The organism is Streptomyces sp. NPDC093149 (genome assembly GCF_044754145.1).
Classification (GTDB): Bacteria; Actinomycetota; Actinomycetes; order Streptomycetales; family Streptomycetaceae; genus Streptomyces.
Window position 1 is genome coordinate 367,818 of record NZ_JBIVON010000006.1, and the last position, 15,334, is coordinate 383,151.

The 15,334-nt window shown below is 71.3% G+C and carries 12 protein-coding genes; 1 reads left to right on the forward strand and 11 read right to left on the reverse strand.

Annotated features, from left to right (window positions below; genetic code table 11):
• Positions 1-209 precede the first annotated feature (209 nt).
• Positions 210-3,083, reverse strand: a complete 2,874-nt coding sequence (locus tag ACIQCZ_RS20900) for a GNAT family N-acetyltransferase (RefSeq protein ID WP_402283998.1) — start codon at positions 3,081-3,083, stop codon at positions 210-212.
• A 97-nt stretch (positions 3,084-3,180) separates the two neighbouring features.
• Between ACIQCZ_RS20900 and ACIQCZ_RS20905 the strand changes: the two genes are divergently transcribed.
• On the forward strand, positions 3,181-3,915 hold the full coding sequence (locus ACIQCZ_RS20905; RefSeq protein ID WP_402284000.1) for a siderophore-interacting protein: 735 nt from the start codon (positions 3,181-3,183) through the stop codon (positions 3,913-3,915).
• Positions 3,916-3,976: 61 nt separating this feature from the next.
• Here the strand turns inward: ACIQCZ_RS20905 and ACIQCZ_RS20910 are convergent, their stop codons facing one another.
• The 10 genes from ACIQCZ_RS20910 to ACIQCZ_RS20955 form a co-directional block, all read right to left on the reverse strand.
• Positions 3,977-5,539, reverse strand: a complete 1,563-nt coding sequence (locus ACIQCZ_RS20910; RefSeq protein WP_402284001.1) for an APC family permease — start codon at positions 5,537-5,539, stop codon at positions 3,977-3,979.
• Positions 5,540-5,859: 320 nt separating this feature from the next.
• Positions 5,860-7,341, reverse strand: coding sequence for an aldehyde dehydrogenase family protein (locus tag ACIQCZ_RS20915; RefSeq protein ID WP_402284003.1), 1,482 nt, complete (start codon positions 7,339-7,341; stop codon positions 5,860-5,862).
• On the reverse strand, positions 7,338-9,077 hold the full coding sequence (locus ACIQCZ_RS20920; protein ID WP_402284005.1) for an amidohydrolase family protein: 1,740 nt from the start codon (positions 9,075-9,077) through the stop codon (positions 7,338-7,340). The genes ACIQCZ_RS20915 and ACIQCZ_RS20920 overlap by 4 nt, the downstream gene beginning before the upstream one ends.
• Before the next feature lie 287 nt (positions 9,078-9,364).
• The gene (locus ACIQCZ_RS20925; protein WP_402284007.1) at positions 9,365-10,495 is read right to left on the reverse strand and encodes an LLM class flavin-dependent oxidoreductase; all 1,131 of its coding nucleotides are present in this window, start codon (positions 10,493-10,495) and stop codon (positions 9,365-9,367) included.
• A gap of 109 nt (positions 10,496-10,604) precedes the next feature.
• A complete protein-coding gene (locus ACIQCZ_RS20930; protein ID WP_402284009.1) occupies positions 10,605-11,390 on the reverse strand; it encodes an SDR family NAD(P)-dependent oxidoreductase in 786 nt (261 codons plus the stop codon).
• Positions 11,391-11,401: 11 nt separating this feature from the next.
• Positions 11,402-12,346, reverse strand: coding sequence for an LLM class F420-dependent oxidoreductase (locus ACIQCZ_RS20935; protein ID WP_402284011.1), 945 nt, complete (start codon positions 12,344-12,346; stop codon positions 11,402-11,404).
• 78 nt (positions 12,347-12,424) lie between these two features.
• Positions 12,425-12,553, reverse strand: a complete 129-nt coding sequence (locus ACIQCZ_RS20940) for a hypothetical protein (protein ID WP_402284013.1) — start codon at positions 12,551-12,553, stop codon at positions 12,425-12,427.
• A gap of 70 nt (positions 12,554-12,623) precedes the next feature.
• Positions 12,624-13,358 (reverse strand): helix-turn-helix domain-containing protein, encoded by a 735-nt coding sequence (locus tag ACIQCZ_RS20945; protein ID WP_402284014.1) that lies wholly within the window; start codon positions 13,356-13,358, stop codon positions 12,624-12,626.
• Positions 13,359-13,714: 356 nt separating this feature from the next.
• Entirely contained in the window at positions 13,715-14,230 is a 516-nt protein-coding gene (locus tag ACIQCZ_RS20950) for a hypothetical protein (protein WP_402284015.1), read from the reverse strand.
• A 306-nt stretch (positions 14,231-14,536) separates the two neighbouring features.
• The gene (locus ACIQCZ_RS20955) at positions 14,537-14,686 is read right to left on the reverse strand and encodes a hypothetical protein (RefSeq protein ID WP_376283995.1); all 150 of its coding nucleotides are present in this window, start codon (positions 14,684-14,686) and stop codon (positions 14,537-14,539) included.
• Positions 14,687-15,334: the final 648 nt, after the last annotated feature.

Consider the following 15,334-nt stretch of genomic DNA (forward strand, 5'->3'; position numbering starts at 1 on the left):
GGCCTCGGACCGGATGGTGAACGCGGTCCGGTGCGTGCGGTTCTGAAGCGGAGGAGGGAGTCGGACGGGGCCCCTGCTCGAACGCGGCTGAGAGCGGGAAGGAGCATCGGCGACCGACGACAACGCGGGAAGCGTGCGTGCCGGACCGCGCCCGCCCGGTCGGAGGTCGCCCGACAGGCTCTGAGGCCGGCCCGTCCGTACCCGGCCCTCTACGCCCCCACGGCAGTCACCCCCGCGTCGGCCGCCCGGCTCAGGAATGCCAGCCGGGCCCGCTTCTCCGGCTTGTCGATCTCCGGGCCGAGTTCGAAGCCCGCCCGGACCAGCCGCGCGAGGGCCTTCTCGTTGCGGGCGTCCGGCTCCACCACGATCCGCAGGTGCGCCGGGTCGCTGAAGACGTAGCCGATGAGCACCGAGAGCAGTGCGGCCGTGAAGCCGCGTTCGGTGGTGTCGCCGGGGCCGATCAGAAGGTGGACACCGAAGTCCCCGGGGCGGACGTCGTAGCAGTCGGCCAGCGGGTCGGCGGCCGGTTGGTACGTCTGGAAGAGGGCGACCGGGACGCCGTCGCGCAGGGCCAGATGGGCGTGGTGCGTGGTGAGCGAGTCCAGGAACTCATAGGTCTCCAGGACCTCTTCACGGCTCGCGTCGCCCATGCCCCAGAACCTGGCGCGCTCCTCGGTGACCCAGCCGTGGATCAGATCGAGGTCCGCGGCGGGGTCCACGGGGACGAGGCGGACGGCCCCGAAGCCGGGGACCTCCTGCTCGTGGACGGGGGTGCGCACGGCGGGGTCGGCGGTCATCCTTGTTCTCTTCTCCGTTCGGTGCAGCTTGTTCCAGTCGGTGACCACGGGCGCGAGCTCGCCCCGTACCCACAGCGGCAGTTGGTCACGGTGGTGGGCGTCGCCGCGGATCCCGGACGCCCCGAACGGGACCACCCACAGGCTGTCCTCGCGCCGGGCGAGGTCCCAGACGTAGCGGGCGGCAGGTCCCCGGGCGAAACGGTCGGTGATGCCGGGAACGCTGGAGGTGGAGAGCACGCAGTCGTGGTCACCGGCGAGGCCCGGCCAGACCTCCTCGGCGCCCGGGAGCGCCTGCCAGGGGGCCGCGCGGTGCGCCTCGCCCCAGGCGCGCGGCGAGGTGCCCGCCGCGCACCGGGCCGCCACCGCCTCGGCCGCCGCCGCGACGGCCGACTGCCGGTCGGCGGGCGGCAGCGGGCCGTGTGTCAGCAGGGTCTCCAGGGCGTACGCGATTCTCGGCACCGCCGCCAGCCAGGGGCGGAACATCACCGGGTACGCGGGTGAGCGGGCCGGGTCGGCGGAGCCGGTGACGGCGGCCAGGGCGGGGTGGCCGGCCAGCCGGTGGACGAGATCGGCACGCACGGCCGCGTAGAGCGTGGCGTCCGTGCTGTCGGCCTCCATGTGACGGTCCCAGCGCAGCAGCCGGTCCCGCAGCCGGGCGGCCCCGGGGCTGAGCCCCGTCGCCCCTGCCAGCAGTTCCAGCAACGGGCGGGCGGAGGCGAGACGGGTGTCGGTGTGGATGTCCGTCATGCCCTTGGCGGACCAGTGGTCGGACCGGCCGAGCAGTTCCCGGATGCGCGCCGCCCGGTGCGGGGGCGCGAACTCGACACCGAGCGGGGCGGCGAGACCGCGCGCGTTGGCCATCACCTCCGCCTCCTCGATCTCGGCACGCGGCATCGGCGCATGGCGGCCACGCCAGGCGTACGCGGGGTCGTGCGCCGGTACGACGCGCAGCCGGTTCTCGTGCGGGCGCAGCGGAACGTGACCGGCGACCCGGTGCAGGGTGGCGCCGCCGGTGTCGGCGGCGAGGACGACGTTGACCGGCTCCGCCCAGAGGTCCAGGGCGGTGTCCAGATCGGCGACGGTACGGGCCCGGAGCAGGGCGGGCAGCGCCTCGAAGCCCAGCTCGTGCGTGACGCGGGGCGGATAGCGGAGGCTGATGCCGTCAGCCTCACCGCTCACCTCACCATCCGGCCCGGCATCCGTCCCGGCGCCCGCTCCGCCATCCGTTCCGCTGTCCAGGACACGGTCCGGCCCGCCGTCCGGTCCGCCGTCCGTCCCGCCATCCGTCCCGCCGCCCGGCCCGCCGCCCGGCCCGCCGTCCGGGACACGGTCCGGCCCGCCGTCCGGGACACGGTCCGGGCCGCGGTCCACGCCACCGATGATCACCGGCCCGCGTTCGGTCTCGATGATCTCGACCACGACCGGATCCGCGCCCGCCACCTCGATCGTCTCGGTGTGGACGGCGGCCGGTTCCCAGCCTCCGGGGCCCAGCGCCTCGACCCCGCCCGCCGCCGTACGCCGCAACCGCTCCCGGTACAGGTCCTGGTAGTCGGCCATCGCGTTGGTGATCGCCCAGGCGACGCCGCCCGTGTGCCCGAAGTGCGCGATGCCGGGCACGCCGGGGACGGCGAGGCCCACCACGTCGAACTCGGGGCAGGCCAGGCGGATCTGCTGATAGACGCCCGGGTCCTCGATGAAGCGGTGCGGGTCGCCCGCGACGAGCGGTGACCCGGTGGCGGTGCGGTCGCCCGTCAGCAGCCAGCCGTTGGAACCGGCGGCGCCGGGGCCGTCGGTGGCGAAGAGCCCGATCGCCTCCGCGCCGAGCCGGCGGGCGACCTCCTCGCGCCAGAGCTTGGCGGGGAAGCCCGCGAACAGGATGTGGGTGGAGAGCCAGACGCCCAGCGGGGTCCAGGGCTCCCATCGCCCCGGAACGGTCCCGGCGGCCGCGAACTCCGGTGCGGCGGCGGCTCCTTCGGCCAGGCCCTCGTTGACGCCCTCGACATACGCGACGACCCACTCGGCGGTGCGCGGCGCGACACGCTCCAGCCGGTCGAAGCAGCGCCGCGCGGTGTCGGCCAGCCGGGCCCGACGGGCGAACCGGTCCCAGTCCACGGCGTCCGCGCCGAGGAACGCGGCGGTGGTGCCGCACACCCGGTGCCGTTCGACCTCGATCTGCCAGGCGCGGTCCCGGGCCGCGTTGCGGCCCTGGGTACGGGCGAGTTCGAGGACGTCGTCCGCCCGCAGATGAGGTATGCCCCAGTCGTCCCGGTAGACGTCTCCACGCATGCCGCATCCCGCCCCTTGCTCGATCGCCGTATTCCCGACCCCCTGAAATTTAGGTTAGCCTAACCTAAATAATTCTTCGGAGCGGGGAGGGGCGGCTGTGGGACATGGCTGGGAGGGCGTCGTCCTCAAGCTGATGCGGGGACGGGACTTCACGTTCACCGTGACCGGGACCGAACGGGTCACCGAGGACTTCCACCGGGTGCACCTCACCGACGGCGGGCTGCTCGCCGCGACCGGCGGCGCGCACCCGACGATGTGGGTCAGGATCTGGTTCGAGCACAACGGCGGCAGACCGCACCAGCGCGCCTACACCCTGGTCGACCCGGACCCGGCCGCCGGCACGTTCAGCCTGGAGTTCGCCCTGCACAACGGCGCCGCGAGCGACTGGGCCCGACGGGCCGAACCGGGCGACACGATCGAGGCGACCCTCCAGGGCACCGGCTTCGGCCTGCCCGAACCGGCGCCCGCCCGGCTCTTCGTGATCGGCGACCCGGCCTCGCTGCCCGCGATCAACTCCCTGCTGGACGCCGTCCCACGGACCCCGGCCACCCTCTGGTTCGAGACGACGCACGCCTCGGACGAGAAGCTTCCGTTCCGTCTGGACCCGGCCCACCACACCCTGCACCGGGTACCGCGCCGCGACGGGGGCGCCGGTCTGGTCGCCGAGGTGAAGTCCGCACTCCCCGGCCTGCTGGGCGCCGACCCGTCCGACGCGTACGTCTGGATCGCCTGCGACACGGCGACGACCAGGACCCTCGCCGCGTACGTGCGCAAGGACCTGGCCGTCGCCAAGGAGCGGGTGAACGCCCTGGGTTACTGGCGCGCGGGCTGAACGGGCTCCGGCCCCGGAGCCGCTTCGCCCTGAGCGACACGCACCCGAGGGCGTTCACCCCTCAGTCCGCCACCACCAGCGCCGGGGTCTCCTTCGTCAGCACCTCACCGCGGAAGAACGCCGGGCTGCGGCGCTGCATCACCAGCATCAGCACCACCCCGAGCAGCAGCAGCCCGACACCGATCACGAAGACCGAGCCGACCCCGAAGACGGACGAACCGGAGCCGTACGCCGGGTTCCACATGTCGTAGAGGGTCTTGCCGAAGACCGCGGCGAGCAGGATGCCGCCGAGGACCGGGAAGAGGCCCTTGAAGACCAGGTCGCGGACCGAGCGGGTCAGTTCGGCACGGAAGAACCAGGCGCAGGCGAAGGCCGTCAGCGCGTAGTAGAAGCAGATCATGAGGCCGAGCGCGTAGATCGTGTCGACCAGCACGTGCTCACTGACCAGGGTCATGACCGTGTAGAAGACACCGGTCGCCACGCCCGCCGTGACGGTGGCCCTCCCCGGCGTCTTGAAGCGCGGGTGGACGCGGGCGTACGAGGCGGGCAGGGCCTCGTACGTGGACATCGCCAGGACCGTGCGGGCCACCGGGATGAAGGTGGTCTGCAGGCTGGCGGCGGCGGAGGCCAGGACGGCGACGAAGAGCAGGACGCCGAGGCCGGGGCCCATGATCGGGCCTGCGAGTGCGGCGAAGACGTTGTCGGAGGTGTCCCGGTTGGCGAGGCCCAGGCCCGAGCCGCCGGAGCCGACGGCCATCTGGGCGGCGACACCGGTCGCCAGATAGGAGCCGACGAGCACGACCATCGCGATGAGGGCGGCGCGTCCGGGGGTCTTCTCGCTGCCGATGGTCTCCTCGTTGGCGGTCAGACAGGTGTCCCACCCCCAGAACATGAAGATGGACAGCGACAGGCCCGCCGTGAACGTCGCGAACGACTTCACCGCGAACGGGTTCAGCCAGGACCAGGAGAAGTGCAGCGACGAGGCGAACTCCCCGCTGTGCGCCTTCTGCACGGCCATCACCACGAACAGCGCGAGGACGACCAGCTGAAGGCCCACCAGGGCGTACTGGATGCCCTTGGTGGCCGTCATCCCCCGATAGCTGATCGCCGTGGCGACCGCGATCAGGATCAGACAGGTGAGGATGTGGACGGGCTTGTTGTGGTCCAGGGCGGCGATCGAGCCGCTGCCCGAGATCTCGCCCGCCAGGAGCCAGAAGTACGAGGTGGCGACACCCGCCAGGTTCGACAGCACGATGATCGTCGCGATGACCAGGCCCCAGCCGCACATCCAGCCGACGCGCGGGCCGAACGCCTTCACCGTCCAGGTGAAGGACGTGCCGCAGTCCGGCACGGCCTTGTTGAGTTCGCGGTACGCGAATGCGACGAGCAGCATCGGCAGGAAGCCGGCCAGGAAGACGGCGGGCATCTGCAGGCCGACCTCACCCGCGGTGGAACCGAGGGTGGAGGTGAGGCAGTAGACGGGGGCGACGGTGGAGATGCCGATGACGGCGCTGCCCATCAGGCCGACGGAGTTCCCGCCGAGGCCCTTGCCGCGTACACCGTCGGCCGGGGCGGCGTCCCGTACCGGGTCTCCGGCCTGCGGCCGCACGTCCAGCTGTGTCATGTAGAGGACGGTATGCGCTGCGATATCCACATTCGGAGTCCGAGGCTCCGCCAACTCACCCTTAACATTCAAGAAACATGACGGTCACACAGGATTGAATTGAAGGCTGTTTTCAATAACCTCCTTCCAATGTGAGGCCGACACCCGATCGCAACACCGTACGGGAATCGCAGCACTGTCCGTTTTGTGGTGATTCAAAATTTTCCCGCGGGTGTTCGCTCAGCGGACACCCGCGGGGTGCGCCGCCTCAGAGCCTGTCGGGTGACCTCCGACCGGGCGGCCACGCCCCGCCATCCGGTCCGAGGTCACCCGACAGGCTCTCAGCCCGGCCAGACGATCGCCTGGAGTTCGCTGTACGCGTGCAGGGCGTACGAACCGACGTCGCGCCCGACACCGCTCTTCTTGAACCCGCCGAACGGGGCCTCCATGTTCCGCCCGATGGTGTTCACACCGACCCCGCCGGCCCGCAGCCGCCGGGCCACCCGGAAGGCCCGTGCCACGTCCGAGGACCAGACGTAGTCGATCAGCCCGTAGTCGCTGTCGTTGGCGAGTGCGATGCCCTCCTCCTCGTCGTCGAAGGGGACCACCACGACGACCGGGCCGAAGATCTCCTCCCGGACGACGCGCATGTCGTTGGTGCAGTCGGCGAGGAGGGTGGGCGCGACGTAGAAGCCCCGGTCGAGACCGGCCGGACGTTCGCCGCCGGTGACGACTCTCGCCCCCTCCTTCCGGCCGAGTTCGACGTACGACTCGACACGGTCGCGGTGGGCGGCGGAGATGACCGGCCCGACGACCGTGCCCCGGGCCGTCGGGTCCCCGACCTTCAGATGCGCCGCGTACGCGGTGAGCTTCTCGATCAGGGCGTCATGGGCTGCGCGCTGCACGAGGACGCGGGTCGGGGCCGTACAGATCTGGCCGCTGTAGAAGGAGAACGTGGTGCCGATGCCCGCCGCCGCGGAGTCGAGGTCCGCGTCGTCGAGAACGACGGCGGCCCCCTTGCCGCCCAGCTCCATCAGCTGCCGCTTCATGGAACGCCCGCACACCTCGGCGATGCGCTGCCCGACGGCCGTGGAGCCGGTGAAGCTGACCATGTCGACGTCCGGTGAGCCGACGGCGGCCTCGCCCGCCTCGGGACCCGATCCGGTGACGACGTTGACCACGCCCGGCGGAACGCCCGCCTCTTCGAGCGCCTCGGCCATCCGGTAGACGGAGAGCGGGTCCTGCGGCGCGGGCTTCACGACGACCGTGTTGCCCATGGCCAGGGCCGGAGCGACCTTGCCGGCCGGGTTGGCCCACGGGTTGTTGTACGAGGTGACGCAGGTGACGACGCCGACCGGCTGGCGTACGGCCAGTGCCCCGAAGACACCGGCCCGCCCCATCGGACCGGCCTCGTTGATCTGCGGTGCGACGGCTTCCTCGACCGGCTCCAGGGCCCCCCTGGCGTACCGGCGGAAGCGGGCGGCGCCGACGGCGACCTGCATGCCCCTGGCCGTACCCGTGGTGGCGCCGCTCTCCGCCTGGGCGAGTGCGGCGTTGCCTGCGAGGTCGCGCTGTATCAGGTCGGCGGCCCGGTCGAGGACGGCGGCCCGCTCCTCGGGACGGGTGCGCGACCAGTCGGCGAAGGCCTCACGGGCCGCGGACGCCGCCGCGTGCACCTGTTCGCGGCTCGCCTCGGGGGCGAGGCCGACGACCTCCTCCGTGGCCGGGTTGATCACCTCGTAGTGGCCGTGGTCGGGTTCGGTCCACCGCCCGCCGATGAACAGACGCTGCTTCCTGTCGCGTGCCGGGCTTCCGTCGCTCATACGGTGCTCACCGTCCGGGTGTCGCGGCCGGAGCGCAGCACCGTGCCGGGGACCGCGCCGGTCACCTTGTCGTCGCGCAGGGTCTCCACACCGTTGACCCGGACCGACACGATGCCGATGGCCCTGGAGTCGAGGCGGGGGCTGTCGCCGGGCAGGTCGTGCACGAGGGTGGCGGGCCCGGCGTCGATGCGCTCGGGGTCGAAGAGGACGAGGTCGGCGTGGAAGCCCTCCTCGATCCGGCCGCGGTCGCGGAGCCCGAAGAGACGGGCGGGATCGTCGGTGAGCATCCGGACGGCCTGTTCGAGGGGGACGAGTTTGCGTCGGCGCAGGCAGTCGCCGAGGAAACGGGTGGTGTACGGGGCGCCGCACATCCGGTCCAGGTGCGCGCCCGCGTCGGAGCCGCCGAGCATGACGTCCTCGTGCGCCCAGGTGCGGCGGCGCAGCTCCCAGGAGTCGGGGTCGTTGTCGGTGGGCATGGGCCACAGCACCGTGCGCAGGTCGTCGGCGGCGCAGATCTCGACGAGGCAGTGGAAGGGGTCCTGTCCGCGTTCGGTGGCGATGTCGCCCACGACACGGCCGCTGAGCCCTTCGTTGGCCGCGGTGTAGGTGTCCCCGATGACGTACCGGCCGAAGTCGGCGAGGCGGCGGAAGACACCGGCCTCCTTGCTGTCGGCGCGGCGGAGCATCTCGGCGCGGGTGGCCGCGTCGCGCAGCCGCTCGATGCGTTCGGGTACGGGGAGGGCGAGGATGTCGCCCCAGCCGGGGATCAGGTTGAGGGCGCAGAAGGTGCCCAGCGACATGTTCATGGGCGTGAGGATCGGCATGGTGAGCGCGACGATCCGCCCGCCGGCCCGGCGGGCGCGTTCGCTCGGTACGAGCTGGCGCGGCACGCGTTCGGGCACGGCGGCGTCGATGGTGAGGACGTTCCAGTTCAGCGGGCGTCCGGCGGTGGCGGTCATGTCGACGAGGAGCTCGATCTCCTCGTCGGAGAACTGGTCGAGGCAGCCCGCGACGATCGCTTCGAGCTGGGTGCCCTCGTGTTCGCCGACGGCGCGGGAGAGCGCGAGGAGTTCCTCGGGGAGCGCGTGCCGGGAGGCGACCGGTCGTCCGTCCCCGTCGGAGTGGGTGGCGGACTGGGTGGTGGACAGTCCCCAGGCCCCGGCGTCCATCGCGTCGTGGAGGAGGGCGAGCATCGCGTCGAGCTGCTCGGGGGTGGGCTGTCCGCCGATCGCGTCGGCGCCCATGACGTGTCTGCGCAGGGCGCAGTGGCCGACCATGAACCCGGCGTTGACGGCGATCCGCCCTTCGAGCGCGTCGAGGTACTCGCGGAAGCTGGACCAGCTCCAGTCGACGCCCTCCTCCAGGGCCTTGAGGGCCATGCCCTCCACCCGCGCCATCATGCGGCGGGTGTAGTCGGCGTCGCCGGGGCGTCCGGGATGGAGCGGGGCGAGGGTGAATCCGCAGTTGCCCCCGGCGACGGTGGTGACACCGTGGTTCATGGACGGGGTGGCGTACGGGTCCCAGAAGAGCTGGGCGTCGTAGTGGGTGTGCGGGTCGACGAAGCCGGGCGCGAGGACCAGGCCGGTGGCGTCCTCGGTGGTGACGGCCTCCTCGGTGAGCGTGCCCGGTTCGGCGATGACGGCGATGCGGCCGTCGCGCAGGCCGACGTCGGCGGGGTACGAGGGTCCGCCTGTGCCGTCCACGACGGTCGCGCCGCGGATGAGGTGGTCGAGCATGACGGGTGTTCCCTTCCGTGTTCTGCCCCGCGAGTACGTGTTTCCCGTCGCGAGGGCGGGGGTGTGCGGCCGGGGTGCGCACGGCCGCGGTACGCACCCCGGCTGCACGGAGCGGCGATCCGGGAAGACGCCGCTGGTCTCATTCCGGCCCCTGCGGCGATCGAGGAGCGCGGGGGCGGAGCCCCCGGTCACGGGAGGAGGCGGGGCGGGCCCGCCGCAGGCGCGTCCGGCCCACGGCTGCGCCGCACCCGCACCCCCTGCTCACCCGTGTCGCCCCGGGACGGGCCCTACGCGCGGCCCGCCGCGCCCCGGAACCGCGAGGTCCGGTGCACCGGGTCCGTGTCGATCTCCGGGATCACGTGCTCACCGATCAGCTTGATCGAGTTGAGCGTGTCCTCACGGCTGATCCCGATCGGCAGCCCGAAGCTCAGCTGGTCGGCCCCCGCCTGTTCCCACCGCTTGCACTGCCGCAGCACCTCGTCCGGATCGCCGCAGATCATCAGCTCCTCGGCGATCAGGAGCTCGATGATCTCCTCGGAGTACTCCGGCAGCAGCTCGGGCCACTCCGGGATGCCCTCCGGCCGGGGAAACGTGTCGTGGTAGCGGAACAGCAGCGACTGCAGGTAGTTCAGCCCGCCGCCCACCGCGATCTCGACGGCCTTGGCGTGCGTCTCGGCGCAGATGGCCGTGGAGGTGACCATGACGTTGTCGTTCACGAAGTCCCCGACGGGTTCGGCCTCCTTGACGGCCGTCTTGTACGACTCGACGACCCACTCCATGTCGGAGACCTTCTGCACGCTGAAGCCCAGCACGCCGAGCCCCTTCTTGCCCGCCATCGCGTACGAGGACGGCGAACCGGCCGCGTACCACATCGCCGGGTGCGACTTCCCGTACGGCTTGGGCAGGATCTTGCGCGGCGGCAGTGACCAGTGCTTGCCCTGGAAGCCGACGTACTCGTCCTGGAGCCACATCTTGGGGAACTCGGCGATGGTCTCCTCCCAGAGTTCCTTGGTGTGGTTCATGTCGGTGATGCCCGGCATGAAGCCCAGGATCTCGTGGCTGCCGGCCCCGCGCCCGGAGCCGAATTCGAACCGGCCCTCGGAGAGGTGGTCGAGCATGGCGACCTTCTCGGCCACCTTCACCGGGTGGTTGACGGGGGCGAGCGGGTTGAATATGCCGGATCCGAGGTGGATGCGGTCGGTGGCGTGCGCGAGGTAGCCCAGGTACACATCGTTGGCGGAGAGATGCGAGTACTCCTCCAGGAAGTGGTGCTCGGAGGCCCAGGCGTACTTGAAGCCGGACTTGTCCGCCTGGATGACGTACTCGGTCTCCTCGATCAGCGCCTTGTGCTCTGCCCCGGGGTCGGTCCTGGCCCGTGCGGCGGGCACGTACCCCTGTACAAAGAGCCCGAATTCCAAGGGGATTCACCGTCCTCAATCGTTTTCTGACACATCGTCAGATCGTGATGCGTCCGACTGTTCCACCGGCACCCGCACCCGTCAATACCTGACGCATCGTCAGGAACGTTCAGAACAGACTGACCCCGGCCAGCCATCCCCCGTCGATGACGAACGGCTGCCCGGTGATGTACGAGGAGTCGTCCGAGGTCAGGAAGAGCGCCAGCGCGGCCACCTCCTCCGGCTGCCCGATCCGCCCCAGCGGTACGAGCTTGCGGTACAGCTCGGCCACCGCCGCCCTGGACTCCTCCGGGTCCGCGGCCGGGTCCAGCGCCGCCGGATTGGTCATCGCGGTGTCCACGGCCCCGGGGCACAGGGCGTTGACCCGTATGCCCTTCGCGGCCAGCTCCACCGCGGCCACCTTGGTCAGCCCGAGCACCGCGTGCTTGGTGGCGGCGTACGCCCCCACGAACGCCATGCCCGTCAGCCCCGTGTACGAGGCGGTGTTGACGATGGTCCCGCCGCCGGCGGCCTCGATCTCCGGCGCGACGTTCTTGATCCCGAGGAACGCGCCCACCTGGTTGACCTGCACCACCTGCTGGAACTCCTCCAGCGGCGTGGCCACCAGCTCGTTGAACCGGAGAATCCCCGCGTTGTTGACCAGCCCGTCGATCTTCCCGAAGGCGTCCTTCGCCGCGGCGACGGCGGACCGCCAGTCCTCCTCCCGGCTCACGTCCAGCCGCACGAACCGGGCCACATCCTTCCCCAGCTCCTCGGCCAGCGCTTCCCCCTGCTCGTCGAGCACGTCGGCGATCACCACGCGCGCGCCCTCCGAGGCGAAGAGCCGCGCCTCCTGCTCACCCTGTCCGCGCGCCGCGCCGCTGATCAGTACGACCCGTCCGTCCAGCTTGCCCATGTCCTGACTCCTCAACTGTCGAGATGGGGTGCGACCTCGGCGGCGAACGCCGCCATCTGGTCGGTCAGTTCGCCACGGCTCCGACTGCGGAACCGCACCTGGATCTGATGGACGCCCATGGCTCCGTACGCGCGCAGCGACTCCGCGACGGCCTCCGGCTTCCCGCTGAGGGTGCGCCGCCCGACGGACCATTCCGGCTCGCCGATGTACAGCGGCTCGGTGATCGCGCCGATGACGATCGGGGCCTCGATCCCGGCCGCCTCGCGCAGCTCCCTCAGCCGCGCGATCTGCGCGGGCAGCTTCTCCCGCGGATCACCCTGCGGCAGCCAGCCGTCGCCCCGCACCGCGGCCCGGCGCACGGCGGCGGGCGAGGATCCCCCCACCCAGACGGGCACCCGTTCCTGGGCCGGACGCGGCCGCTGCCCGAGACCGGCGAAGGAGAACCGCTCCCCCGCGAACTCCGGGTACTCCTCGGGGCCCAGCGCCGCCTTCAGCGCGTCGATGGTCTCGTCGAGGACCCCGCCCCGCCCGTCGAAGTCCGCCCCGAGCGCCCCGAACTCCTCGGGCACGTGCCCGGCCCCGACCCCGAGGATCAGCCGGCCGCCGCAGAGGTGGTCGAGTGTGGCGTACTGCTTGGCGGTGACCAGCGGGTGCCGCAGGCCGACGACGGCGACATGGCTCATCAGCAGGACCCGCTCGGTGATCCCCGCGAGAAAGGCCAGGGTGGCGACCGGGTCGTACCAGACGGTGCTCATCACCCCGGCCAGCCGTCGCGGGATCGCGACGTGGTCACAGCTCGCCAGGTAGGCGAAGCCGGAGCGGTCTGCGGTGCGGGCGATCTCGGCGAGGTCGGCGGGGGTGGCCGCGGCCTCCCACCCCTCCGCGTAGATGGTGCTCTGCGACTGGATCGGGAGCTGCATCCCGTACGACAGCGGCCCGGTGGGCAGTATCGGCACCGAACGGCCTCCTTCCCGAAGGAATCTGACGCATCGTCACCTGACGGCGCGGGGGCCATCGTCGTACCTGACGTCACATCAGACAAGAGGCGGGGGCGAGGGCGATCCGGTGCGGCGTCCGGCGCACACCCGGGCGGCCACCGCCACCGGGACGACCGCCACCACGCCGAACACCGCGCCGTCGGCCGCCCCGGTGGTGCGCGACACCTCCGGACACCGCCCCCGGCATCCGGCCCGGCCGACCGCCGGGACCGTCGGCCCGCGATCCGCAGGCGGCTCAGTCAGCGCTGTCCGAGGTCGTTCCGGGTTTCGTGTGGAGGACTTCACGGGCCTGGTCCGCGGCGCGGGCGATGCTCTCGGAGACGAAGTCGACGAAGCGGGCGATGTTCTCCAGGCGGGCGGCGGCCGGGGTGCCGGGGCCGAGGACGCTCACGCCCTGCCGGGCGATCTCACCGAGGTGGGCGGTGGATCGGGCGCCGGCCATCGTGGATTGGTACATGACGTCGTCGTCGACGACGTAGCGTTCGCGGCGGCGTTCGTCGCGCTCCCGGCGGATGAGGCCCTGGCCTTCGAGGAACGTGACCGCTTTGGAGACCGATGCCGGGCTGACCTGGAGACGCCCGGCGAGTTCGGAGGCGGTGAGGCTGCCGGCGTCGGTGGTGTAGAGACCGGCCAGCACCCGGGCCGTCATCTTGGGCAGACCCGATTGCATGAAGACGGTGGTGAACGTCTCCTCGTACTCGCGCACGGCTTCGGCATCGCGCCCATGGGCCTGCGCGGGCGAGCCGGGATCCCTGGGCGCGGCCTTTCTGCGGCGGTGGGCGCGGCGTTCGGTGGCGCGGTGGGCGAGGTCGGCGCGGTAGGTGGTGGGGCCGCCGTTGCGCATCACCTCGCGCGTGATCGTCGAGGTCGGGCGGTCGAGGCGTCGGGCGATCTCCGCGTAGGCGAGGCCGTCGGCCAGTCCGAGCGCGATCTGCTGACGTTCCTGCTGGGTGAGTCTGCCTCCTGGCATCGCGGCCTCCTTCATGTCCGTGGCGTTCTCACCATAGCGTTCACCGCCGATCAATTGCACCGAACAGGTTTCAGCTTGTTGCATTGAACTCAGAACAATTGCAATGATGGTCTCAATCCCACCTGGGACGATGATTGATGTACGCAACGGGAACATTGCCTCGTCATTGAATGCAACGTAGCGTTTCCCTCATCAGAAACACCGCACGCCCGACGGCAGCAAGTCCCTGACCGCCGCGCCGAACCTTGTCGGCGACACCGCACTGTCCATGGCAGGGGCGTTCCGGAGCGCGACGCAAGCCGCGCACCCGCGCGACCGGGGCGTGGCCGCCCGGTCGGAGGTCACCCGACAGGCTCTCAGGTGCGGGCGTCCCGGAACAGGAACTCGCCGTCGATCTCCACCCGGGTCGGGGGCTTGCTCCCGTCGTAGAAGTTCACGTCCTCGCAGACCGCCGTCCAATGCAGTCGGAAGCGGTCGCCGTGGCGCGAGAGCACCGTGATCCGGTTGTCCCGCAGCGGCGCGTGCTCGTAGTAATAGAGCAGCGCCATGCACGAGTCCTCGCCGTCCGCCGCACCCGGCATCACGAACGTGCGCCCGACCAGCCGGTCGGCGTCCGCTTCGGCCGCCGCCAGCCCGATGCCGACTTCCGCGGTCGGCGCCATGCCCGCATCCGCCGTGTCCTCGCACCGCTGGATGGCGTCGTCATCGGCCGCGAGCTCGAACCAGAGCACCGCGTCCACGTCCGGACCGTCGTCGCTCGCGCGGCCCGACCACATCTCCGCCGATCTGAAGCGGTACACCTCGTCGCCGTTGAACCGATGCAGCACAAAACGTCCGTCGGGGTCCGTGCCCCCGTCTCGCGGCTCGTCCATGACCCACCCCCCTCCCGGGCCCACCCTCGCACGGCGCCACCAGCGCGCGAACGCCGCTTGCCTCCCCCGGCGTCGGGAGTCCGCCCCCGAGGACGCGAGCCGATCCCTTCGCAGACGTTCGCCGGAGTGCGGTCGGCGCGCGCCGGAGCGGTCGCACCGGGTCGGGAGAACTCGGGGCTGTGCGATGTACCGAAAGGAACAGGAAGCTGCCGCAGCAGAAGGGCTTCATCTGCTGCGGCAGCGACTGCGGGGGACTTGTCCGGACCCTAGACGGATCCCTGTTCGTTCCCCTTGGGACTGGTCACTTCACGCGCCGGAGGAGGGGATGCAGACCGCGTACGACTGGACGGTCTGCGGGGTGGCGCCGTTGTTGTATGCCGAGACGTGCCAGGTGTTGGTGGAGGTGTCCGGAGCGCTCCCGGTCCAGATGATGTCCGGGTTCTGCAACTGGCTCACGGCGCCTCCGCCGGTCAACACGGTTCCGGCAGGGCATGTCGCCGTGACGTCCTGAACGCTGCCTCCGGCGGGCACGAGCGTGGCGGCACTGGTGGCGGTCTGGGACGGGCCAACAGGCCCCGTCGGACCGGTGGCACCCGTCGGGCCAGTCGGACCCGTAGCACCGTCAGCACCATTGGTACCAGCCGCACCCGTCGGACCCGTCGGGCCAGTCGGACCCGTCGCACCATCAGCACCATTGGTACCAGCCGCACCCGTGGCACCCGTCGGACCGGTCGGACCTGTAGCACCATCAGCACCATTGGTACCAGCCGCACCCGTGGCACCCGTCGGACCCGTCGGACCCGTCGCACCATCAGCACCGTTGGTACCGGGCTCACCCGTGGCACCCGTCGGACCCGTAGCACCATCGGCACCGTTGGTACCGGCGGCACCCGTCGCACCCGTCGGACCGGTCGGACCCGTCGGACCGGTAGCGCCATCAGCACCATTGGTACCAGGCTCACCCGTGGCACCCGTCGGACCCGTCGGACCCGTAGCGCCATCAGCACCATTGGTACCAGCCGCACCCGTGGCACCCGTCGGACCCGTCGGACCCGTAGCGCCATCAGCACCGTTGGTACCGGGCTCACCCGTGGCACCCGTAGG

What these genes read in the sequence shown, in the direction of transcription:
- ACIQCZ_RS20915 (WP_402284003.1), bottom strand. Translation starts at nt 7,341, where the DNA reads ATGAGCGACGGAAGCCCGGCACGCGACAGGAAGCAGCGTCTGTTCATC.
- ACIQCZ_RS20920 (WP_402284005.1), bottom strand. Translation starts at nt 9,077, where the DNA reads ATGCTCGACCACCTCATCCGCGGCGCGACCGTCGTGGACGGCACAGGC.
- ACIQCZ_RS20930 (WP_402284009.1), bottom strand. Translation starts at nt 11,390, where the DNA reads ATGGGCAAGCTGGACGGACGGGTCGTACTGATCAGCGGCGCGGCGCGC.
- ACIQCZ_RS20910 (WP_402284001.1), bottom strand. Translation starts at nt 5,539, where the DNA reads ATGACACAGCTGGACGTGCGGCCGCAGGCCGGAGACCCGGTACGGGAC.
- ACIQCZ_RS20900 (WP_402283998.1), bottom strand. Translation starts at nt 3,083, where the DNA reads ATGCGTGGAGACGTCTACCGGGACGACTGGGGCATACCTCATCTGCGG.
- ACIQCZ_RS20950 (WP_402284015.1), bottom strand. Translation starts at nt 14,230, where the DNA reads ATGGACGAGCCGCGAGACGGGGGCACGGACCCCGACGGACGTTTTGTG.
- ACIQCZ_RS20945 (WP_402284014.1), bottom strand. Translation starts at nt 13,358, where the DNA reads ATGCCAGGAGGCAGACTCACCCAGCAGGAACGTCAGCAGATCGCGCTC.